General features: G+C 67.5%; 20 protein-coding genes. 13 read left to right on the top strand and 7 right to left on the bottom strand.

Annotation, left to right across the window (positions count from 1 at the left end; all coding sequences use genetic code 11):
* Positions 1-375: 375 nt before the first annotated feature.
* Entirely contained in the window at positions 376-654 is a 279-nt protein-coding gene (locus AC3AP7_RS04725; protein ID WP_475765092.1) for a DUF1488 family protein, read from the bottom strand.
* A 496-nt stretch (positions 655-1150) separates the two neighbouring features.
* On the opposite strand from AC3AP7_RS04725, the gene AC3AP7_RS04720 reads away from it, so the two are divergent.
* The 4 genes from AC3AP7_RS04720 (at position 1151) to AC3AP7_RS04705 (ending at position 6199) form a co-directional block, all read left to right on the top strand.
* Positions 1151-1543 (top strand): hypothetical protein, encoded by a 393-nt coding sequence (locus tag AC3AP7_RS04720; RefSeq protein WP_475765095.1) that lies wholly within the window; start codon positions 1151-1153, stop codon positions 1541-1543.
* Positions 1544-1619: 76 nt separating this feature from the next.
* The gene (locus AC3AP7_RS04715) at positions 1620-3773 is read left to right on the top strand and encodes a phosphocholine-specific phospholipase C (RefSeq protein ID WP_475765097.1); all 2154 of its coding nucleotides are present in this window, start codon (positions 1620-1622) and stop codon (positions 3771-3773) included.
* A 252-nt stretch (positions 3774-4025) separates the two neighbouring features.
* Positions 4026-5825: a methyl-accepting chemotaxis protein gene (locus AC3AP7_RS04710; protein ID WP_475765100.1), complete on the top strand. Its 1800-nt coding sequence runs from the start codon at positions 4026-4028 to the stop codon at positions 5823-5825.
* A gap of 230 nt (positions 5826-6055) precedes the next feature.
* On the top strand, positions 6056-6199 hold the full coding sequence (locus tag AC3AP7_RS04705) for a hypothetical protein (RefSeq protein ID WP_475765101.1): 144 nt from the start codon (positions 6056-6058) through the stop codon (positions 6197-6199).
* Between the two features lie 123 nt (positions 6200-6322).
* Here the strand turns inward: AC3AP7_RS04705 and AC3AP7_RS04700 are convergent, their stop codons facing one another.
* Together AC3AP7_RS04700 and AC3AP7_RS04695 are read right to left on the bottom strand one after the other, a co-directional pair.
* Complete coding sequence (locus AC3AP7_RS04700) at positions 6323-6703, bottom strand: DUF5594 family protein (protein WP_475765103.1); 381 nt, start codon at positions 6701-6703, stop codon at positions 6323-6325.
* Positions 6704-6791: 88 nt separating this feature from the next.
* On the bottom strand, positions 6792-7139 hold the full coding sequence (locus tag AC3AP7_RS04695; protein ID WP_475765105.1) for a hypothetical protein: 348 nt from the start codon (positions 7137-7139) through the stop codon (positions 6792-6794).
* Between the two features lie 109 nt (positions 7140-7248).
* Between AC3AP7_RS04695 and AC3AP7_RS04690 the strand changes: the two genes are divergently transcribed.
* The 5 genes from AC3AP7_RS04690 (at position 7249) to AC3AP7_RS04670 (ending at position 13157) form a co-directional block, all read left to right on the top strand.
* Complete coding sequence (locus tag AC3AP7_RS04690; RefSeq protein WP_475765108.1) at positions 7249-9348, top strand: FUSC family protein; 2100 nt, start codon at positions 7249-7251, stop codon at positions 9346-9348.
* Between the two features lie 37 nt (positions 9349-9385).
* Positions 9386-9595 (top strand): DUF1656 domain-containing protein, encoded by a 210-nt coding sequence (locus tag AC3AP7_RS04685; protein WP_475765109.1) that lies wholly within the window; start codon positions 9386-9388, stop codon positions 9593-9595.
* Positions 9592-10635: an efflux RND transporter periplasmic adaptor subunit gene (locus tag AC3AP7_RS04680; protein WP_475765111.1), complete on the top strand. Its 1044-nt coding sequence runs from the start codon at positions 9592-9594 to the stop codon at positions 10633-10635. The genes AC3AP7_RS04685 and AC3AP7_RS04680 overlap by 4 nt, the downstream gene beginning before the upstream one ends.
* Positions 10632-12068, top strand: a complete 1437-nt coding sequence (locus AC3AP7_RS04675) for an efflux transporter outer membrane subunit (RefSeq protein WP_475765113.1) — start codon at positions 10632-10634, stop codon at positions 12066-12068. The genes AC3AP7_RS04680 and AC3AP7_RS04675 overlap by 4 nt, the downstream gene beginning before the upstream one ends.
* A 126-nt stretch (positions 12069-12194) precedes the next feature.
* On the top strand, positions 12195-13157 hold the full coding sequence (locus AC3AP7_RS04670; protein WP_475765115.1) for a substrate-binding domain-containing protein: 963 nt from the start codon (positions 12195-12197) through the stop codon (positions 13155-13157).
* Positions 13158-13327: 170 nt separating this feature from the next.
* Here AC3AP7_RS04670 and AC3AP7_RS04665 read toward each other — a convergent pair whose 3' ends face one another.
* Positions 13328-14104: an HAD family hydrolase gene (locus AC3AP7_RS04665; protein WP_475765117.1), complete on the bottom strand. Its 777-nt coding sequence runs from the start codon at positions 14102-14104 to the stop codon at positions 13328-13330.
* A 443-nt stretch (positions 14105-14547) separates the two neighbouring features.
* On the opposite strand from AC3AP7_RS04665, the gene AC3AP7_RS04660 reads away from it, so the two are divergent.
* Complete coding sequence (locus AC3AP7_RS04660; protein WP_475765118.1) at positions 14548-14877, top strand: DUF4148 domain-containing protein; 330 nt, start codon at positions 14548-14550, stop codon at positions 14875-14877.
* A gap of 233 nt (positions 14878-15110) precedes the next feature.
* Here AC3AP7_RS04660 and AC3AP7_RS04655 read toward each other — a convergent pair whose 3' ends face one another.
* The gene (locus AC3AP7_RS04655) at positions 15111-15503 is read right to left on the bottom strand and encodes a hypothetical protein (RefSeq protein WP_475765120.1); all 393 of its coding nucleotides are present in this window, start codon (positions 15501-15503) and stop codon (positions 15111-15113) included.
* A 72-nt stretch (positions 15504-15575) separates the two neighbouring features.
* Complete coding sequence (locus AC3AP7_RS04650) at positions 15576-15950, bottom strand: hypothetical protein (protein ID WP_475765122.1); 375 nt, start codon at positions 15948-15950, stop codon at positions 15576-15578.
* Between the two features lie 541 nt (positions 15951-16491).
* Here AC3AP7_RS04650 and AC3AP7_RS04645 point away from each other — a divergent pair.
* Both AC3AP7_RS04645 and AC3AP7_RS04640 read left to right on the top strand, forming a co-directional pair.
* The gene (locus AC3AP7_RS04645; RefSeq protein ID WP_475765123.1) at positions 16492-17691 is read left to right on the top strand and encodes a porin; all 1200 of its coding nucleotides are present in this window, start codon (positions 16492-16494) and stop codon (positions 17689-17691) included.
* Positions 17692-18053: 362 nt separating this feature from the next.
* On the top strand, positions 18054-18413 hold the full coding sequence (locus tag AC3AP7_RS04640) for a BON domain-containing protein (protein ID WP_475765125.1): 360 nt from the start codon (positions 18054-18056) through the stop codon (positions 18411-18413).
* 304 nt (positions 18414-18717) lie between these two features.
* On the opposite strand, the gene AC3AP7_RS04635 is transcribed toward AC3AP7_RS04640, so the two are convergent.
* Entirely contained in the window at positions 18718-19983 is a 1266-nt protein-coding gene (locus tag AC3AP7_RS04635; RefSeq protein ID WP_475765127.1) for a porin, read from the bottom strand.
* A gap of 547 nt (positions 19984-20530) precedes the next feature.
* Here AC3AP7_RS04635 and AC3AP7_RS04630 point away from each other — a divergent pair.
* Positions 20531-21205 (top strand): response regulator transcription factor, encoded by a 675-nt coding sequence (locus tag AC3AP7_RS04630; protein WP_475765129.1) that lies wholly within the window; start codon positions 20531-20533, stop codon positions 21203-21205.
* The last annotated feature ends 107 nt before the right edge of the window (positions 21206-21312 follow it).

The following is a 21312-nucleotide window of genomic DNA, read 5'->3' as shown; positions in this document are numbered from 1 at the left end:
CGGCCCAGGCCCATTGCGGATGCGCAACCGGATATACGCACGGCGCGCGTGCGCGGTTTCACGTGCCGGATCGCGGTGCGCGATGCAACAGGAAAGAAAAAGAAAACCGTGCGTTTCGCGTGCGGGTCAACGCGCGCGCGGCCGGCGCGGCGCAGATCGTCCGATGAATGACGAGCGGACAGAAGCCGTCGCGCATCCGGGCACGGGGTGGCGCGCCCTGCCCAACGCGCCAGCCGTGCACGGCCGGCACGGCGTCTTGTGATGGCGGCTTATTGGGGACCCAGTGTGGGGACTCCATGGGAACCCAATGGGCACTCAATGCGCCCCCCGTCGGCACTCAATGGACGCTCAATAGCCGCTGAATGCAATAGCGGCTCAATGCTGGACCTGCCTGAACTCATCGACATCGAGCCGGATGGGTTCCGGCTTCGTCACGCCGGTTTCATGCTCGGCCACCTTGAGAATATCTTCGAGTCCCGCTTCGAACGCGACCAGCAGATCCGCGCGGCGCCGGCTCGCGGCGCCAAAGTACGCAATCAACGCGTCCGCGCTCACTTCGAACACACGCGCACGCTCGTCGAAACATACGCGGAATGCCACCGTCGCGCTCTCGGTGACCCAGGGCCGGAACCCTTCATCGACATAGATCGACATCGCCATCTCCCAACAGGCTCCTGAGGGGCCAGAATGAACGAACCGGCAAAGCGGGTCTGTGGGACACGCCCCATTGGCGGCAACGAGACGAGGCCTCGGGTGCTGCGAAGTGGCAGGCAGGCGCCGCGCCGCTCGCTGCGTGCGCCGCGACACGATGCGGCGCCCTGCTTCACGGGCCGACTGCCGGACCGGCGCGCCGCCGGCGGGCGGCCGAGTCGCTGGGGACGCCCGGCGGGGATGCGACAGGCCTGCGGGGGCAGACCCGATCCGTGGCGCCGATGCGATAGTTCGATGATAAACGCTCGCGCGATATCGTGCGCGACGCGATCCGGCGATCGCTCGCGCACCGATGCGGCAGCAGAACTACGCATCTCTGCACAAATACAACTTATTACCCAGCGTTCACAAATCTTACATGGGTGGCTCGTTATGCTGCGCGGGACCCACAGAGGCAGCGCCGGCGCTGCCGATTCGTCCCGCATCGTCAGAGGCCCTCATGTCCGACCGATCCGCGCGCCGCCCCTCGTTCGCCACCGGCCACACGAACGCCGACGGCCCGCCGCGCAGGCCGCGCTGTCGCGCCGCGCGGCTCGGCGCGATCGCGTCGTGCATGACGCTGGCGGCCGCGCTCGCCGCATGTGACGGCGACCGGACGACGACGCCCGACCCCGCGTCGCAGGCAGCCCCGCCACCCGCAGTGCCTGCACCATCCGCACCATCCGCACCGGTCGCACCATCCACGGGCGGCGCATCGACGTTCTCCGCGATACCGCCTGCCGGCACGATGCCGTCCGCCCCCGCGGCAAACGCGTTCCAGCCGCGCGCCGCCGGCTCGCAGGCGGCGACCTCGACCGGTCTTGCTCCACCCGTGATCCACACCGTTGACTGAGCCTGTCCGCCGGCACGGCGGCGCCGCGCTGCGTCGCCGCCGTGCCGGTTTCCTCCACCGACCACCCAAGCCCAACATGACCTCAAGAAGCCGCCGTGATTTTCTGCGCGCAGCCGCCCAGGCTGCCGGTTCCGCCACCGCGCTGAGCATGCTGCCGCCCGGCATCCGCAACGCGCTCGCCATTCCTGCTCACACCGCGACAGGCAGCATTCGCGATGTCGAGCACATCGTGATCCTGATGCAGGAAAACCGCTCGTTCGACCACTACTTCGGCACGCTGCGCGGCGTGCGCGGTTTCGGCGATACCCGCGCGCTCACGCTGCCGACCGGCCAGCCGGTGTGGTACCAGCCGAGCGCCGCGAACGCACCCGCCGACGGCGCCTACGTGCTGCCGTTTCGCCCCGGTGCGCCGAATCTCGGCCTGCAGTTTCTCGAAGATCTCGCGCACGACTGGAACACCACGCACAGCGCGTGGAACGGCGGACTGTACGACCAGTGGGTGCCTGCGAAAGGCGCGACGACGATGGCCTACATGACCCGCGAGGACATCCCGTTCCATTACGCGCTCGCCGACGCATTCACGATCTGCGACGCGTATCACTGCTCGATCATGGCCGCGACCGACCCGAACCGCTACTACATGTGGACCGGCTGGGTCGGCAACGACGGCGCCGGCGGCGGCCCGGTGATCGACAACTCGGAACTCGGCTACGGCTGGTCGACCTATCCCGAAGTGCTGCAGAACGCGGGCATCACGTGGAAGATCTATCAGGACATGGGTACCGGCCTGAACGCGGCCGGCTCGTGGGGCTGGACCAGCAACGCGTACATCGGCAACTACGGCGACAACTCGCTGCTGTACTTCGACCAGTACCGCAACGCGCAGCCGGGCAACCCGCTCTACGACAACGCGCGCACCGGCACCAACGTCTCCGCGGGCGGCAGCTATTTCGACATCCTGAAGGAAGACGTGCAGAACGGCACGCTGCCGCAGGTGTCGTGGATCGTGGCGCCCGAAGCGTACTCCGAGCATCCGAACTGGCCCGCCAATTACGGCGCCTGGTACGTCGATCAGGTCCTGCAGGTGCTCACGTCGAACCCGGACGTGTGGAGCAAGACCGTGCTGCTCATCAACTACGACGAGAACGACGGCTTCTTCGATCATGCGGCGCCGCCGTTCGCGCCGGCGTCGAACGCCGGCGGCCTGTCGACGGTCGAGCTCGCCAACGAGCGCTATCAGGGCAACGGCCAGTATCCGGCGGGCACCTATTCGAACGGTCCGTACGGCCTCGGCCCGCGCGTGCCGATGCTCGTCGTCTCGCCGTGGTCGAAGGGCGGCTATGTGTGCTCGGAACTGTTCGACCATACGTCGGTGATCCGCTTCATCGAAGCGCGTTTCGGGTGCGACCACCACCTCGCCGAAGCGAACATCACGCCGTGGCGCCGCGCGATCTGCGGCGATCTGAGCTCGGCCTTCAACTTCGCGAACCCGAACGACGCGGCGGCGGCGCTGCCGAGCACCGCGAGCTACGTGCCCACCGACAGCGCGCGCCATCCGAGCTACACGCCGCAGCCGCCGCTCGTGCAGGCGGTGCCGCAACAGGAACCCGGCGTGCGTCCGGCACGCGCGCTGCCATACGAGCTGTTCGTGCGGATCCGCGCGGACGTGTCGCAAGGCCAGCTCTCGATGCGCTTTCTCAATACCGGCCGCGCCGGTGCCGTGTTTCTCGTCTACGCGACAGGCAGCCGCACCGCGCCGCGTTCGTACACCGTCGAGGCGGGCAAGCGCCTCGAAGACACGTTCGCGCTGGGCACGGACGGGACCTACGACTACACCGTGTACGGTCCGAACGGCTTCCTGCGCCGCTTCGCAGGCACCGCGAGCGCGCCCGCGCACTGGTGGAGCGGCACGGGCGCGGCGCGGCCGGAAGTCGCCGAAGGGTACGACGTCGCGAACGGCAATCTGCAGTTGCGGCTCGAAAACCCCGGCACCGCGCCGTGCGCGTTCACGATCGCCAACGCTTACGAGCCGGGCTCGGTGATCCACCAGACGGTGCGAGGCGGCGACGACGGCCAGCTGTATCTCGACCTGCGCAACGTGTACGGCTGGTACGACCTGACGATCACCGTCAGCACCGATGCGCGCTTCGTGCGCCGGCTCGGCGGGCACGTCGAGACCGGACGCAGCAGCATGAGCGACCCGGCGCTCGGCGGCAACGCCGCGCAGTAACGCGGCGCGCGGCGCGCCGCGTGCGGGCGCTTGCGGGCGCGTGCAGGCGCAAGCAGGCGCGGGACGGCGCGCCCGGGGCGCGGTCAACGCGCGGGGGGGGGGGGGGGGGGGCGCCATGCCGCGCTTTTGTCCTGCGCTTGCAATCCGCGCTTGCATGCAATAGACAATTCAAGTCGGCGCGCAGGCGGCCGTATACCCGGCCAGGCGCAGCCCTGCGCCGTATTCCGCTGAACATTGCCCAAAAAGTCCGACATGCTCTCCTCTATTCGCGCACGCGTCGTGGCCCTGTGCGTGGCCATCGTTGTCGTTGCGCTCGCAGCCAATGCCGTTCTCACCTATGTCGTCGCCCGCGCGTACAACGCCGAAGCGATCGAGCGCAACCTCGTCGCCGTCGAAAGCGGCCACACCGACGGCATCCGCGACTGGATCGCCACCCACAGCCAGATGATCGATTCGCTGCAGGACACGGTCCTGCAGCCCGACCCGACCGCCGCGCTCAAGCAGATGGCGGCGGCCGGCCACTTCACGAACGTGTACGTCGGCTATGCCGACAAGAGCACGCATTTCTCCGATCCGAGCGGCATTCCACCGGATTACGATCCGACCAGCCGGCCGTGGTACCGCCAGGCCGTCGCGGCCGGCAAGCCGGTGGTCACGCCGCCGTACGTCGACGCGGGCACCGGGCACCTCGTCGTCACGTTCGCGTCGCCGGTGATCCGCGACGGCGACGTGAAAGGCGTGGTCGCCGGCGATCTGACGATGGACAGCGTGATCGCGAACGTCACGTCGATCCATCCGACGCCGGCCAGCTTCGGGATGCTCGTCGACAGCGACGGCGAGATCGTCGCGCACCCGGATCCGAAGCTCACGCTCAAGCCGCTCGCGGGGCTCGTACCGGCGCTCGACGCGAGCGGCCTCGCCGCGCTTGCCGAGGCGACGCAGCCGCTCGACACCGACGTCGACGGCCGCCCGATGCTGTTGCGCGCACAACCGGTCGCGGGCACGAACTGGCTGCTGGTGGTCGCGCTCGACAAGGGCGAGGCCACCGCCGGCATGCGCTCGATGCTCGGCACGTCGCTGCTCGGGCTCGTCGTGATCGCCGCGCTGGCGGCGGCGGTCGTCGCGGCGACCACCGCCGCTTCGTTCCAGCGGCTCTCGAAAGTGCGCGACGCAATGGACGCGATCGCCTCCGGCGAGGGCGATCTCACGCGCCGGCTGCCTGCCGGCGGCACGGACGAAGTCGCGCAGATCGCGGCCGCATTCAACCGTTTCATCGACACGCTGAGCCGCGTGATGCGGCAGATTCGCGACGCGAGCGCATCGGTGCGGGTCGCCGCGGACGAGATCGCCGCCGGCAACGCAGACCTGTCAGGCCGCACCGAGTCGGCCGCGGCCAGCCTGCAGGAAACCGCGGCGTCGATGGAGCAGATCACCGCCACCGTAACGCAGTCCGCGCAGTCCGCGCAGCAGGCCGACGAGACCGCGAGCGCCGCCTCGTGCGTCGCGTCGCGCGGCGGCGAGGTCATCGGCGACGTGATCGCGACGATGGGCGAGATCGAACACGCGTCGGTCAAGATCGCGGACATCATCGGCGTGATCGACGGCATCGCGTTCCAGACCAACATCCTCGCGCTGAACGCGGCCGTCGAGGCCGCGCGCGCCGGCGAGCAGGGCCGCGGCTTCGCGGTGGTCGCCGGCGAGGTGCGCTCGCTCGCGCAGCGCAGCGCCCAGGCGGCCAAGGAGATCAAGGGACTCATCGAGTCGACCGTCGCAAGCGTCGCGTCCGGTTCGAACCAGGTGCGCGATGCGGGCGAGACGATGGCCGACATCGTCAGCAACGTGTCGGGCGTGACGACGATCATCGCCGGCATTTCGCAGGCGGCGAACGAGCAGACGCGCGGCATTCAGGAAGTCAACCGCGCGGTGAGCCAGCTCGACGAGATGGTGCAGCAGAACGCGGCGCTCGTCGAACAGTCGAGCGCCGCGGCCGCTGCGCTGCAGACCCAGGCGGCAAGCCTCGCGGGCGCCGCCGCGCAATTCCGGCTCGACTGAGCCGTTCAGACGCGAACGAGCGGCAGGCGCGGCATGAGCCGCGCGTCACATAAACAGGATGAAAGGCAGGCGTCAAGAATCGTTCATCGGCGGCTGTTAGGTTGGCCGGGTTTTCCTGCAAGTCCGTGTACGAAGCACGCTGTCAAACCCGAAGCCGTACGGAGACGACAGATGGCCCCCACCGACCTTTCCCCGCAGCACGTCCGTCCCGCCTCGTCGCGATCCGCGACGTGCTGAAGAACACGAGCGCGAGCGGCGCGGCGAACGAGCACTTCGTGACGCCGCGCAGCGCCCGATTCGCCGAGGTGCTGCGCGGCGTGTCGTTCCCGCCGGGCACGTTCGGCGCTGGCGGCATGCCGGGCGGCTTGTTCTGACGGGACGCCGGCACCGCTGCGAAACGAGGCACCAAAGAAGCGCGAAACAGGCGCGAAACAGGCGCAAAACAGGCGCAAAACAGGCGCGAACGAGGCGTGCGCGAAGCGCAAACGAAGTAGCGGCTAGGCCTCGAAGTCGAGGCCGCCGATCAGGATTTCCGCTTGCGCCTGCGTGTGCGAGCGGAAATCGATCTCGCGCGCGTTGTGCCACGCGTCGAGCTTGCGCGGCACCGCCTGCAGATACGCGGCGAAGCGCGCTTCGCCGTCCTGCTGCATCAGCCGCTCGATCTCGTCGCCGTCCCAGGTCAGATGCAGGTTCAGCGGGTTCGGGTAGCGGCGCAGCGCCCCGAGCGGCTCGGCATGGATGCGGATCCGCGTCGGATGGCCGTGGCCCAGGTACGGCAGCACGTCGGCCTGCACACCCGTGCCGAACAGCGCGACGATCGCCGTCGCGATGCGCGGCGCAAACTCCGTGTCGAAGCGGGCCGCGGTCAGCGGGTTCATACGGATCTCCGTGGCAATCTGCGAAGCATCCTAGCATGCGGGGCACGCGCGGCGGCCGCGCCGCGAGGCTGGGCGCGCCGCCGGCCCATTATTTCGGCATCCGTATCAATACCGCCCGGCCGCGCAGCGCCAGCCGCCCGCGCGACGCGTCCAGCGCGCGGATCGCTGCGGCGTTCGCCGCACATTTTTTAAATAACCATTTATGATACTGCCCGCGATACCTGCTGGCCGTGCTCACGCCGCGCCGGCCGGGCGCAGCGCCACGCTGCACCCGGCCGATGCAGCGGCCGATGCAGCGGCCGCTGCCGGCGCCCGCACGGCGCGGACGTCCCAGACCGGCTCCGGATCGATTCGCGGCCGATTCGGGGTCGATTCCGGCAAACGGCCGGCGTAGACTACCCGTGCCGCGTTCATTAACCGAACCCATTCGAATCATGCCGACTCCCGCTGCCCCGTGCGCCGGCACCCGCTGCCGCCGCGCCGCCCGCGCCTCGCGGCAGGCACCCGCCGCGACCGTCCTCGCGCGCCTTCGCGGATAGCCGGCCATGGTCTACCCATCCCTGCGCGACTGGCTCTTCTCGGTCAAGACCTTCGCGGCGGCCATGCTCGCGCTGTACATCGCGCTCGCCGCCGATCTGCCGCGCCCGTACTGGGCGATGGCGACGGTCTACATCGTGTCGAACCCGTTCGTCGGCGCGACCCGTTCGAAGGCGCTGTATCGCGCGCTCGGCACCGCGCTCGGCGCGGCGGCCGCGATCCTGCTGGTGCCTCCGTTCGTCGAGACGCCCTATCTGTTCAGCGTGGTCGTCGCGCTGTGGACCGGCACGCTGCTGTACCTCGCGATCTCCGACCGCACCGCGCGCAGCTACGTCTTCATGCTGGCCGGCTACACGATGCCGCTGATCGCGCTGCCGTCCGTGTTCAACCCGGACGCCGTATTCGACATCGCGATCACGCGCACCGAGGAGATCACGCTCGGCATCGTCTGCGCGAGCATTGTCGGCAGCGCGATCTTTCCGAGCCGGCTCGCGCCGACGCTCGTCGAGCGCACCGACGGCTGGTTTCGCGACGCGGTGTTCTATACGACGCAAACGCTGTCCGGCCATCTCGCGGGCGCGGCGATCTCGGCTTGCCGGCAGCGGCTCGCGGCCACCTGCAACGCGCTCGAACTGCTGCTGAGCCAGCTTGCCTACGATCACACGCGGCCCGACGTGCTGCGCCGCGCACACGCGCTGCGCGGCCGGATGATGTTGCTGCTGCCGATCACGTCGGCGCTCGCCGACCCGCTCGTCGCGCTGCTCGACGGCACGCACGCGCGCCCCGCCGGCCTCGACGCGCTGCTCGCCGACGTCGCCCGCTGGTTCGGCGCGCCGCTGCGCCGCGCGCCCGCGGGCTCGACGGATCCGCAGGCCGACGCGCTGCGGGCGCGCATCGCCGCACTGGAGCCGGCCCCGGCGACGCTGGCAAGCTGGGACGGCGCGCTGCTGTCGAACGCGTTGTGGCGGCTGCGGCAACTGATGGACGTGTGGCAGGACTGCCGCACGCTGCGCGCGATCATCCGCGACGAAACCGGCGACTGGCAGCCGCGCTTTCGCCATTGGCGCCTCGGCGGCACCGAACGCTACTTCGATCGCGGCATCATGCTGTTCTCGACGGCGTCGGCGGTCGGCGCGATCATCGTCGCGTGCGCGCTGTGGATCAGCTCCGGCTGGAACGACGGCGCCGGCGCGGTCACGCTCGCCGCCATCGCGTGCTGCTTCTTCGCGGCGCTCGACGAGCCGGCGCCGCAGGTATTGCGCTTCTTCACGGCGACGGCCGCGAGCGTCGTGTTCGCCGGCCTCTATCTGTTCGCGGTGCTGCCGCACGTGCACGATTTCCCGATGCTCGTGATCCTGTTCGCAGGCCCGTTCATCCTCGTCGGCACGCTGATTCCGCGTCCGCAGTTCAACCTCGCGACGATGCTGGTGGCGGTCAACACGGCGACCTTCATCAGCATCCAGGACGCGTACGACGCCAATTTCTTCGTATTCCTGAACAGCAATCTCGCGGGCCTTGCGGGGCTGCTGTATGCGTTCGTCTGGACCCGGGTCACGCGGCCGTTCGGCGCCGAGCTGGCAGCCGCGCGGCTAATGCGTTCGAGCTGGGCGGACGTGATGCTCAGCGCGTCGCACGAGCCGGTCGACGATCAGCGCAACCTCGCCGCGCGCATGCTCGACCGGCTGATGCAACTGATCCCGCGGCTCGCCGCCACCGACGACGACCGTCATCCGTCGATCGAGAGTTTCCGCGACCTGCGCATCGCGTTCAACGCACTCGATCTGCGCCGGCTGCGGCCGCGCCTCGCGGGCGACGTGCCCGCCGCGCTCGATCCGGTGCTGGACGGCATTCACGCGCATTTCGCGCACTGCATCGCGCGGCGCGGGCGCACGCCGGCGCCGGCCAGCCTGATCGGCGCCATCGATGCGGCGCTCGCGCACGTCGCGCATGCGGGGCTCGCCGACGCCGACGCCGACGCGGCGGCGTTGGCCGCGCAGCCGGCCCGCCGGCTGCGCGATACGCTGCATGCGCTCGTCGGCCTGCGGCTGTCGCTGTTTCCGGCCGCCGCGAGCCCGCTGCCGCCGCCGCGCGAGGTGCCCACCGCATGACACCCTTCCTGTTCCCCTTTTCGCGCTACTCGACACGATGATCGGCGAAATCGACATCTTCGGCGTATTCGTGCCGGCTGTGCTGGTGCTGATGCTCATCGCCTATCTGATCAACCTCGCGCTGCGCACGCTGCTCGCGCGCACCGGCTTTTACCGCTTCGTCTGGCACCGTTCCATCTTCGATCTCGGCATCTACGTGCTGGTGCTGGGTCTCGTCGTCATCGTTTCGCACCGGCTAACAACGTGAAGAAAACCTGGTTCTCTCTCGGTCAGATCCTGCTCACCCTCGTCGTCGTCGCGATCGCCGGCTTCGTGCTGTCGAAGCTGATCGCCTACTACCTGTACTCGCCATGGACGCGCGACGGCCACATCCGCGCCGACGTGATCCAGGTCGCGCCGGACGTGTCGGGGCTCATCACATCGGTCGAGGTCGCCGACAACCAGCAGGTCCGGCGCGGCCAGACGCTGTTCGTGATCGACCAGGCCCGTTACACGCTCGCGCTGCGCGAGGCCGAGGCGCTCGTCGAGCAGCGGCGCGCATCGCTCGACCAGGCGCGCCGCGAGGACGCGCGCAATCGCGTGCTCGGCGATCTGGTCGCGCGCGAAGTGGCCGAGGAAAGCCACGCGCGCGTCGAGCTCGACGCAGCCGCGCTCGCCGATGCCCGCGTGGCGGTCGACACCGCGAAGCTGAACCTCGCGCGCACGGTGATCCGCAGTCCCGTGGACGGCTATCTGAACGACCGCGCGCCGCGCGCCGGCGAGTTCGCGTCGGCTGGGCATGCGGTGGTGTCGGTGGTGGACCTGCATTCGTTTCACGTCGACGGCTATTTCGAGGAAACCAAGCTGTCCGGCATCCATATCGGCGAGGCGGTCGACATCAAGGTGATGGGCGAGCCCGGCATCCTGCGCGGCCACGTGCAGAGCATCGTCGCGGGCATCGTCGATCGCGACCGCAGCGAAGGGGCGAACCTGCTGCCGAACGTGAACCCCGCGTTCAGCTGGGTGCGCCTCGCGCAACGGATTCCGGTGCGCATCGCGCTCGACGACGTGCCGGGCGACGTCCGCATGATCGCCGGGCGCACCGCGACGGTTTCGGTGCGCCCGCACGGGCCCGCGCCCGACGCGCGCGGACCGGCCGCCGCTTCGGGTGCTTCGGGTGCTTCGGGTGCTTCGGGTGCTTCGGGTGCTTCGGGTGCTTCGGGTGCTTCGGGTGCTTCGGGTGCTTCGGGTGCTTCGGGTGCTTCGGGTGCAGCGTCCGCGCCGCAAACCGCGAGCGCCGCATCATGATGACGCCGCGCCGTACGCTTGCCCTCGTTGCACCGCTGCTGCTGACGCTGGCCGCCTGCACGACGGTCGGCCCGAATTACGCGCTGCCGGCCGGCGCGCTCGTCAATGCGCCGCTCGCGCATGCGCCGCTGCCCGATGTCGACGGACAGCACGTATCCGCGCAACCGGTGCCGCCCGACTGGTGGCGTCTATATGACGACCCGGTGCTCGCAGAACTCGTGACCGACGCGCTGCAGTCGAACGCCGACCTGCGGGTGGCCGCCGCGAATCTCGCCCGCGCGCAGCAGGCGGTCGGCGTCGCCGAGGCGCAGGGCGGGTTCTCCGGGCGCTCGTCGGCCGCGTTTGCGCGCGCGCAGGAATCGGCCGAGCAGTACCTGCTCACGAGCAAGCTGCCCGTCGAGTACGAGGGCGACGTCGGCATCAGCATTTCGTACGAGCTCGACCTGTTCGGCAAGCTGCGGCGCGGGGTCGAAGCCGCCAGCGCCGACAGCGAAGCGGCGCTTGCCGCGGCCGATCTCGCGCGCATCACCGTGGTGGCGGACGTCGTGCGCGCCTACCTGGAAAACTGCTCGGCGGCCGAGGAACTCGCCATCGCGCAGCAGTCGCTCGCGCTGCAGAAGACGCGCGTCGACGCGACCCGCCGGCTGCGCGCAGCCGGCCGCGCGAACCAGCCCGACGTGACGAGCGGCGAAACCCAGGTCGCGACGCTCGCCGCGACGATCCCCGCCTACGCGGCGCGCCGCAAGGCCGCGCAGTACCGCCTCGCGATGCTGCTCGCGCGCGCGCCGTCGGCGCTGCCGCCCGGGGTCTACGCGTGCGCGCGGGTGCCGCGCATCGCGCAGCCGCTGCCGGTCGGCGACGGCGCGGCGCTGCTCAGGCGCCGCCCCGACGTGCGCGCCGCCGAGCGCCAGCTCGCGGCCGCCACCGCGCGCATCGGCGTGGCCACCGCCGAGCTGTATCCGAGCGTGAGCTTCGGTGCGTCCACCGGTTTCACCGGCATTCTGGGCGACCTCGGCACCTCGCCGACCGCGCGCTGGAGCGTCGGCCCGCTGATCAGCTGGACCTTCCCGACCAACGGTGCGCGCGGCCGCATCCTCGAAGCGCGGGACGCGAGCAGCGCGGCGCTCGCGCACTTCGACGGCGTCGTGCTCAACGCGCTGCGCGAAACGCAGACGAGCCTCGCCGCCTACGCCGCCGACACCGCCCGCGCCGACGCGTTGCGCACGGCGCTGAAGTCGGCCGCCGATTCGGCCGGCGAAACCCACCGGCTGTACCTGGGCGGACGCGAATCGTTCATCAACGACCTCGACGCGACCCGCACGCTCACCGCGGCCCGCGCGCAGCTCGCCGCCGCCCGGGGCCAGGTGGCGCTCGACCAGGCGAACCTGTTTCTCGCGCTCGGCGGCGGCTGGGAGCGCGCGCCCTCGCCCTAGCCGGCGCGCTCTGCCACAGGCGCCGGTGAAATGCCGCGAGGCCACGCGGTATCATGCGCCTGTGGTCGCTGCGACGCGCGTGTGCGCGGCGCAGCCACGCATTCGAAAAGAGGAAACAGACAACCCATGGTCAACATCACGCGCCGGCGCTTGCTTGCGGCCGGCGTGCTCGCCGCCTCCGGCTTCGCCGATGCGCGCGCGCAGTCGAGAGGCCAGGTCACGATCGGGCTCGTGCTGAAGTCGATGAGCGACCCGTTCACGGTCGCGATGGCGAGCGCCGCGCAGAACTATCAGAAACATTTCGCGTGGCAGTTCGACCTCGACGTGCTCGGCACCGCCACCGACGTCGATACGTCCGGTCAGATCGCGCTCGTCGAGCGGCTGATCCGCAACGGCGCGAACGCGATCGTGCTCGCGCCGACCGATTCGCGCGCGCTCGTGCCGGTCGTCGCACGCGCGATCGCCGCGGGCATCATCGTGGTCGCGATCGACAATCCGCTCGACGAAGCCGCGCTCGACGATGCGCGCATCGCGGTGCCCTTCGTCGGCCCCGACAATCGCAAAGGCGCGCGCATAGTGGCCGCCTACCTCGCCACGAAGCTGCAGCCCGGCGACGAGGTCGCGCTGATCGAGGGCATGGCGGACGACCGCAACGCACAGCAGCGCACCGTCGGCTTTCGCGACGCGCTGGACGCCGCGCGTCTGCGCATCGTCGCGGCGGCCGCCGGCGACTGGACCTACGCGAAGGGCAAGGCGCTGGCCGCAACGATGCTCGCGCAACATCCGCCGCTGCGCGCGCTGCTGTGCGCGAACGACAGCATGGCGAGCGGCGCGGTCGACGCGGTGCGCAACGCGCATCGCACCGGGCGCGTGTACATCACCGGGTACAACAACGATCCGTCGATCCAGCCGCTGCTCGACTCCGGCCGCATGCTCGCGACCGTCGACCAGTTTGCGGCGCGCCAGGCGGTGTTCGGCGTCGACGTCGCCGTCAAGGCGCTCACCGAGATGACGCGCGAACAGGACCTGTCGCCGTACACGGAAACGCCGCTGCAACTCGTCACCCGTCCGGCGCGGCGGCTGCTCTAGGCGGCGGATCCCGGCTTGGGGTCCCCTGCCCGTTCCTGGGCGCTGACGCACGCACCCGGGTATTCGGGCGTTCGGGTATTCGGGTATTCGGGTATTCGGGTATTCGGGTATTCGGGCACCTTCGCGCGCATTCAAGCCCTTGCGGACCTCGCCCGCCCAAACGGGCATCGCTAGACGCGCGCCCATCCGGCGAGCAGCGCCGGCAATTGCGCCATGCTCGCAAACACGTGCGCAACGCCCACGTCACGCAGCGCGGCCGCGCTGCCATGCGCTGGCACATCGGAGTTGACGGAACCGTCGGAGCTGCTGGAACTGCTGGAGTTGCTGGAACCGCCCGAGCCACCCGAACGACCCGAACCGCCCGAACCACCGGGACAATAGCCGAACACCGTCGCGCCGGCCGCGACGCCGGCGCGTGCGCCAGTCACCGTATCCTCGATCACCGCGCAGCGACGCGGATCGACGCCCAGCGCCCGCGCGGCCGCGAGATACACGTCCGGATGCGGCTTGCTGCGCGGCATCTCGTGACCGCTGAAGATGCGCCCGTCGAAGCGCGCCAGCATCCCCGCCTTGCGCAATTGCAGCTCGACCTTGCGGCGATCCGCGCCCGAGGCGACCGCAATGCGGCCGTCCAGCGCGGCATGAAGCGCTTCGACGGCCGCCGCCGCGCCGCCGATCGCGGTGAGTTCCCGATCGAGCGCGGCGTTGCGGCGCTCACGAAACTGCGCGAGCCATTGCGGCGTGATCGCGACGCCGGTGTGCGCTTCGATGCGCGCGGCTTCGTCCATCACCATCTTGCCGACGAAGATCCGCAAGGTCTCCTCGGCACTGATCGCCCAGCCGAGTTCGCCCAGCATGTCGGCCAGCACGCGATTCGTGATGGGCTCGGAGTCGACCAGCACGCCGTCGCAATCGAACAGCACGGCATCAAACGGGAAATCGGTCATGGAAACGGGCAGGCGGGCAGGAGACGAAGCGGAATGAAGCGGGGCCGAAGCGGGGCCGAAGCGGGCAACGGGCAACGGGCAACGGGCAACGGGCAACGGGCAACGGGCAACGGGCAACGGGCAACGGGCAACGCAGAAAGGATACGTCAAGCGCGCGAAACCGCGCACGGCAGGCTGCGCGCCGTGCGGCGTGCCGCCGCCACGGTCACGTCAACGGGGCCCGCTGTTTTGGAAAATGAAATTGTTCGTTTCAGATTTCTCAAGTAATCGGCGCACTTGCTGCCCACGCGCTCTCCGATTGTGCGGATTCTGGAAACAGTTATTTCGCGATGTCGGTATTTACCCTGGGGCAGCGGACTCCTAGAATGGCTTCAACGGTTGCAGGACATCAGGGTTCTCCCGAAGACTGCGGCCCGTTCTTAATAACCTTGAGGAAAATCATCATGAAGACGCTGATCCAGGCTGTTGCCGTTGCGGTTGCCATCGCTGCCCCGCTGACTTCGTTTGCCCAATCGAACGCACCGGTCACCCGTGCGCAAGTGCGCGCCGAACTCGTGCAAATCGAGCAGGCCGGCTATAACCCCGCCACGGGCCGCGACCCGTACTATCCGCAAGACATCCAGGCTGCCGAAGCCCGGGTCGCCGCGCAACACGGCGCGATCGTCGACACGAGCTACGGTGCTTCGACGGACGGCTCGTCGCAATCGGGTAACAGCGAAGCGACGTCGCATGGCCGCCTGAACTCGCAATCGCTGTTCTTCGGGGGCCGTTGATTGGTCCGCGCGACGCACGCGCACCCCGGCACCGCGCCAGTCGAGGTCGCGATGCCACGCATGCCGGCGCAACGAGGCATGGCGCAGAACTTGCCGAAGCAGACGGCGCGCGCCGCCGCGCTTCGGCTCCCCGCCTGCACGACGCTCGCGTCGACGACACGCCCGGCCTGACGGCTCGGGCGTGTCGTCGCCGTGCGGCGATCGGTCTCATCGGCCGTCCGTCAGCGGCACCCTCACGCGGTAAAGGGCGAACCGCGTTCCGCGACGATCTCCGTCGGCGGCGACGCACTGACCGCCCCCATCGATTCCAGCAGCTTGCGCAGACTCCCATTTGGAATCGCAAAGCCTGTCCAGCCGAAACCGCTGTGCCTGAAAAACACCACCAGACCATCGAAGAGCGGATTGCGCACCGTCTGCCACACCGGGCTCGTCTCGACCACATACTGACGATCGCGCGCCATCTGCGCCGGCGTGTACGGCTTCATGTCGGAACGGCGGTTGCCCAGTTCCTCGATCAGGACGTCGATTTCGGCCGGTTCGAGCAGAACGCTGTCGTCGCCCATCTTCAGCAGAAGCGACTGGGCGCCGTACTCGTTCATGATCTCCATTTCTATCTGTGCTGACATGCCCGCTCACTCGAACAAGTTGACTGACTGACCGTGCCGCGCGCGATCCATCGCAGCGCGCGCACACGCCGGCTAATGGGCGGTGCCGTTCGGGGCGACCGGTGCGGCGATATAGTCGGCAAATTCGCCGCTCAGTTTCTCGATGCCCTCCTGCGGCAACGCGAAGCCGGTCCAGCCGAGCCCGCTGTGCCGCAGAAACAGCACTGCCCCGTCGCCCGCGGCATTGGGCTGCGCGAGCCAGCACGGGTCGACTTCGATCACATATTGTTTCGTGCGCAACGGTTCGGGCGCGACAGGCGGGCGCATCGACGCGCGCATCAGCGCGAGCCGCGCAACCAGCTCCTCGACGCCCGCGCCGTCGAGCACCTTCACCTGCGTGCCGATGGTCAGTTTCAGTGCGGTTTCGCCATCTTGGCTGATGACGTCGATCTTCATCGGATGGGACATGCGTGACCTCGTGAAACGCTTCGTCGGATATGCGTCTGGATGCTAACGCCCCGCGACTAGCACAACAACAGCGCGAACATGAAACACGCTTTATAGGTGTGGCCGCGCCGACAGTTGCAGCACCGCAACGGAAGCGCACGCCTGCTGCCCGATATACGGACATTTATTGCATTCCGCAAAACCGAACATGCCACACTGAATCGACAAATGAAATTAAATCTTTTTTAATGTAGCGACATCTTTTTCATGCTCGTAATGACAAGAAAGAAAAAGATTGTAGATATATGATTTCATTGATTTTTATTTTTTCACATCGCTTTCTTTAGCGAAACTACAGATCAGCCGCCCAACGCACTCACAAAATTATCATCCAGTGCATTAGTGTTTTTTCCAGGGTCTGACAACCGATAAAGAAGAAAAACGAATTCATATAATTGCCTCCGATGCGCAGGGCTGATACGAGGAATCATTCGTGCAGTGCGCTGAGTCCGATACGTCGCCTCATTCGACGTGATCATTTTCCCCTCTTAAGGAGACCCAGGTGAAACGTACCATCCTTGCAACTCTGCTGGCGACACTGGCAGGCGTCGCGCAAGCCCAAAGCAGCGTCACGCTGTACGGCCGTATCGACAACGGCATGCAGTACGAATCGGGTCTGCCGCACGGTGGCCAGTTCTCCGCAGAAAGCGGCGACTTCGGCCAGTCCGAATTCGGCGCGAAGGGTGTAGAAGACCTTGGTGGCGGCACGAAGGCGATCTTCCACCTTGAAATGGGCCTCAACACGCAGAACGGCACCTACGGCAACGGCTCGCTGTTCGGCCGCGCCGCCACGGTCGGCCTGACCAACAACACCTACGGTACCTTGAACCTCGGTAACCTCGGCGCCGGCGAAATCCAGCAGGACAGCTACGATCTCGACCCGCAGCTGATGCAGTTCTACGCGATCTCGACCCTGGTCCGTGGCCGCAACTGGTCGCAGGCCGGCAACGGCATCGAATACACGTCGCCGAGCTTCGGCGGCCTGACGGTCAAGGGCCAGTATGACCTGGCCAACAGCTACACGTGGAACGCGGGCGACCCGGGCAGTGCGCCGGGCCAGCTCGGCTGCGCGGTGGGCACCTCGGGCTTCGGTTGCGCACAGGGCCGCTCGGACGGCTTCAAGCTGCAATACAACGCGTCCGCGTTTGAACTGCAGGCGATCTACGACGAAATCCGCGATCCGAACGGCAACTTCAGCAACGTCTACCTGTACTCGCGTTCCGCGTTGGGCGGCGGCAACTTCACGATCGGGCCGGTCAAGATCTTCGCGGGCGGCCAGTACCTGAGCGCGCCGGATGCGACGACCGCGAGCTACAACCTCGGCGCGGGCGACGCCCTGCCGGGCGGTGTGGGCGTACCGACTGCGGTCACGCATGAATGGGTCGGCGCGGACTGGCAGATGTCGCCGGTCGTGAGCCTCGAAGGTGCCGTGTATCACGCGAATGCGAACAACGGCAACGGCAATGCAACGCTGTTCACGCTGGCAGGCCAGTACAACCTGTCGCGCCGGACGTTCCTGTACGCCGAACTCGGCTACGTCCGCAACAGCTCGACGTCGAACATCGGTCTGGGCGACGGCTACAGCAACCCGTATGGCCCGAACGCGAACGATGCGCCGGCTTCGGTCGACAACACGAACACGAACCCGAGCTATGGCCACGGCCAGTTCGGCGCGTTCACGGGCATCATGACGCAATTCTGATGACCGTTCCGGACACAGTCCGGATGTAAGCGGCTGCATCGCGCCGCCCCTTGCCGGGGGCGGCGTCTGCATTCGTGCGCCGCTTCGCTGCCGCACGACGCGCCCGGCGTTCGGGGCGGGTCGTGCGGCAGCGACCCGTGCGTCCCGATCCGCGTGATCGAAGCGCGCACTCGCCGCGCCACGCTTCGATCACGCGCGATTGCGTCAAGGTCGCGCGCCTTGCCCTCCTCACAATCGCTGTAAAGCGGTTCCCGACAGGCTGTCGCGTCACTGCCGCATGCGGGTCCGGTCGATTTTCCGCAAGCGGTGTTCGCATCCCGCCTCCGGCGGGCCATTTCGTAGCCAACCGTAAGGAGAATCAGATGAAATCTGCACGCATCCTGAAGACGATTGCTAGCGCCGCGGTCACGATGGCGTTCGCGCTGAACGCGCACGCCCAGGCTAGCGACGCGATGTCCGCACCTGCGGCCACCGCTGCCGCACCGGTGACCAAAGCAACGAAAGCAGCCAATCGCGCGCTGGCGAAGAAGGTCAGGCGCGCGCTCGCGCACACGAAAGGGCTGGATCCGACGCGTGTTTATGTGAAAGCGTGGGACGGCAAGATCACGCTGACCGGCTCATGCGTGTCGCAGCATCAGATCGACCTCGCAGGCCGGGCCGCCCAGGGTATCGAGGGGGTCGTATCGGTGGCGAACAAGCTGACTGTGCGTAGTCCGTATTGATCGCACAGCGGGCGAAGCGGAAACAGGCGACGTCCCGCTTCGTCCGCGTCGCCCGATCAATGCTGAATTTCCGTTTCGGCGATGGCGAGCGAGTCCCGGCGCCACTATGCTGAGACTGCTCTCCTCCCCCGGGAGGGCAGGCTGTGTAGGTCCCGCCCCAACGCACCCCGTTGGGGTCTTTTTTTGCGCAACCCTGTGACGTGCGGCCTTTTCACGCATCTCATTCACGAAAACGCACGGCGTGCAGCCGCGGCGGCGTCACGCTGTGCGTCGATGCGATCCGGGCACGCCGCCCAGGTCAGCTTCAGAACATCGTGCGGATGCCGGTCGCCGCGATGTAGTTGGTCGACTGGTAGCCGTTGAACGCCGCACCATTGAACTTCGAGAACATATAGCCCGCGTACACGTCGGTGCGGCGGCTCAGGTGATAGTCGGCCAGCAACGAGTACTGCAGCTGGTTGCCGCCGGCCACGCCGGTCGACTGCATGGTCTGCGTGTCGTAGAAGCCCAGCGCGACATCGAAGTCCGGCGTCACCTTGTAGTCGCCGCCCGCGAAGTACACGTTGTTCTTGCTGCTGTAGACCGTGTTGGTCAGCGTGCCAGAGTACCCGTAGTAGTCGTACGTGGTGCCGGCCGTCACCGGATCGCTCGGTGCCTTCAGTTCGAAATGTTCGTAACCGGCCTTCAGCGTTGCGGCGCCAAACGAATACTTCGCGGCAATCATGAAGTCTTCGTCGTTGTTCACAGTGAGCGCGCCCACGTCCTGGCCGATTCCGCTGCTGCCCACTGCATTCGCGCCCACCAGCTGCCCGGAGTGAATCGCGTCGCGCGCTTCGTAATAGGTCGCCTGAACGCCGAAGTTGTGGTCCTCGTAGCCGAGGTTCGCGCCCCACGTCGAGCCTGCGCCGAAGTTGCCCGCCACGCCGCCGAGGCTGTACGACACGCCGAAGTTGAACGGTCCGGCATGGTTCGTGTACTTGATATTGTTGTCCGTACGCGAGCCCTCGGTGATCCCGCCGGCCGAGTACGAACCGGAGAAGCCGAGCGGCGAAAACAGCTGGGCTGCGAACACCGGGTCGTAGTTGACGATCGTGTCGTAGCCGAGCGTCGTCGTGCGGCCCAACGACAGCGAACCGTACTGGTCCTGCCGCAAGCCGACATACGCACCGCGGTTGAACAGCTGGCCGTCGAGCGCGGAAGCCGCGCCCATCGTGTTGCTTGCGCCCGCAATCGAGCCAGCGGCGTTGTTCAGGTTGCCCGACGGGATGTTGATGCCCGATTCGAGGTCGAAGAACGCATGCAGGCCGCCGCCGAGGTCTTCGTTACCGCGGATACCCCAGCGCGAATCCGAAATGCCACCGTTGAACATGCCCCACACCGGGCTCTGAAATTTCGTGCTCACCTTGTTGACCGGGTTCACGGTCGCCGGGAACAACGGGCTCGCGTTCGCGCTGTGTTCGACCACGCCGACCGCGGTATCCATAATGCCGTACAGCGTCACGCTATCGTCCGCATGGGCTGCTGCGGAGATCGACGCAAGAACCATCGTAGCCAGTAGTTTTTTCTTCATCTTTCACTCTCCAGGAGATCGCGCGTTTTAATGTTGTGTCGCCGCCACTGCGACACCGGTTCACTCGTATCCCGCTTCCCGTGCCGGATAGCCTTGTCTGTCAATCAGTACAACGAAAGACATGCCGTTGCGCGGTGTCCCGCGTGCAGCTTGCCTGAGACGCTCAGACGAGGGATCGCTCCGACCGGAACCGGCGAAACCTCGGCGACTATACGGGGCGCAACGCAGAAAACCTCTGGAATTCAGTGTTTCACTAAAGTTGTCGACACGAATCTACAGCTTCATAAATATTTAACATCGCGATGTCTCACTGTAAGTCCTTGCAAGCCGCTCTTCCGGCACGCCTGGCATCTGGCGATCACCGCCGGTCACTGCCGTTGCCTCGCGGCATGCCGCCCAAACGAATGGCCTCGCGTCGATGAAAAAAACTTAACGCGGCTGTCGATGACATCGCTGGGGCGATCTCCGATGATGGCTGGGTGCGTGACGCCCGGCCGCTGCGGCGCACGCGCTTCCGTCCATCACAGCCTGACAGCACATCCCGTCCATGCCGAAAGTCCTGTCGATCGCGTGCGCTGAGAGCACCACCACGGGGATCATGAGCGCGCTCCTGCCCCCGGCCTACGAAATCGACGTTGCGCGCACCGCGCGCCTCGGCATGGCGCGCGTCATGTCGGCCGACTACGACGTCGTGCTGCTCGAAAGCGTGCTGGCGGACCTGGACGGCCTGACGCTGGTATCCACGATGCGCCGCGTCGGCATCGACATCCCGGTGCTGCTGCTCGGCGCACAGGCAAGCCTGCAGGAACGCATCGGCGGTCTGCGCGCGGGCGGCGACGACTATATGAGCACGCCGTTCGAACCGGACGAGATGAATGCCCGCGTCGAAGTCCTGCTGCGGCGGCGCGCGAGCGGCCGCCACGCCGAATCTCGACTGCGGGTGGGCGATCTCGAACTGGATCTGCTGACGTACAGGGCGAGCCACAACGGCAGCGACCTCGACCTGCACCCGACCGAAACGCGCATCCTCGAGTGCCTGATGCGTCATGCCGGCGAGGTGATTTCGCGCAAGCTGATCTTCGAGCGCGTGTGGGGCAGCGCGCGCGTTCGCGCGACCAACCTGATCGACGTTCATATCAGCCATCTGCGCAAGAAAGTCGCCACGCTCGACAATGCGCCGGCTATCCGCACGATACGCGGCGCCGGATACCGGCTCGGCTAAGCGCTTCCCTCGCACGGCCCGCGGCCCCGCTTCGCCAGCCGGACACCGCGCGCTTCGCACCGAGCCGGCCGCCGCATCGTGCCCGGCAGCGCCCGCGCCTCATTCAA

It is taken from the genome of Paraburkholderia sp. PAMB 6770 (assembly GCF_057748135.1).
Note: the sequence above shows the minus strand (reverse complement) of the source record. Positions and strands in the feature narration are given on the sequence as shown.

Bases quoted from the DNA above. Each gene is read 5' to 3' on its own strand.
- AC3AP7_RS04725 (WP_475765092.1), bottom strand. From the start codon at position 654: ATGTCGATCTATGTCGATGAAGGGTTCCGGCCCTGGGTCACCGAGAGC.
- AC3AP7_RS04720 (WP_475765095.1), top strand. From the start codon at position 1,151: ATGTCCGACCGATCCGCGCGCCGCCCCTCGTTCGCCACCGGCCACACG.
- AC3AP7_RS04715 (WP_475765097.1), top strand. From the start codon at position 1,620: ATGACCTCAAGAAGCCGCCGTGATTTTCTGCGCGCAGCCGCCCAGGCT.
- AC3AP7_RS04710 (WP_475765100.1), top strand. From the start codon at position 4,026: ATGCTCTCCTCTATTCGCGCACGCGTCGTGGCCCTGTGCGTGGCCATC.
- AC3AP7_RS04700 (WP_475765103.1), bottom strand. From the start codon at position 6,703: ATGAACCCGCTGACCGCGGCCCGCTTCGACACGGAGTTTGCGCCGCGC.
- AC3AP7_RS04695 (WP_475765105.1), bottom strand. From the start codon at position 7,139: ATGATTCGAATGGGTTCGGTTAATGAACGCGGCACGGGTAGTCTACGC.
- AC3AP7_RS04690 (WP_475765108.1), top strand. From the start codon at position 7,249: ATGGTCTACCCATCCCTGCGCGACTGGCTCTTCTCGGTCAAGACCTTC.
- AC3AP7_RS04685 (WP_475765109.1), top strand. From the start codon at position 9,386: ATGATCGGCGAAATCGACATCTTCGGCGTATTCGTGCCGGCTGTGCTG.
- AC3AP7_RS04675 (WP_475765113.1), top strand. From the start codon at position 10,632: ATGATGACGCCGCGCCGTACGCTTGCCCTCGTTGCACCGCTGCTGCTG.
- AC3AP7_RS04670 (WP_475765115.1), top strand. From the start codon at position 12,195: ATGGTCAACATCACGCGCCGGCGCTTGCTTGCGGCCGGCGTGCTCGCC.
- AC3AP7_RS04665 (WP_475765117.1), bottom strand. From the start codon at position 14,104: ATGACCGATTTCCCGTTTGATGCCGTGCTGTTCGATTGCGACGGCGTG.
- AC3AP7_RS04660 (WP_475765118.1), top strand. From the start codon at position 14,548: ATGAAGACGCTGATCCAGGCTGTTGCCGTTGCGGTTGCCATCGCTGCC.
- AC3AP7_RS04655 (WP_475765120.1), bottom strand. From the start codon at position 15,503: ATGTCAGCACAGATAGAAATGGAGATCATGAACGAGTACGGCGCCCAG.
- AC3AP7_RS04650 (WP_475765122.1), bottom strand. From the start codon at position 15,950: ATGTCCCATCCGATGAAGATCGACGTCATCAGCCAAGATGGCGAAACC.
- AC3AP7_RS04640 (WP_475765125.1), top strand. From the start codon at position 18,054: ATGAAATCTGCACGCATCCTGAAGACGATTGCTAGCGCCGCGGTCACG.
- AC3AP7_RS04635 (WP_475765127.1), bottom strand. From the start codon at position 19,983: ATGAAGAAAAAACTACTGGCTACGATGGTTCTTGCGTCGATCTCCGCA.
- AC3AP7_RS04630 (WP_475765129.1), top strand. From the start codon at position 20,531: ATGCCGAAAGTCCTGTCGATCGCGTGCGCTGAGAGCACCACCACGGGG.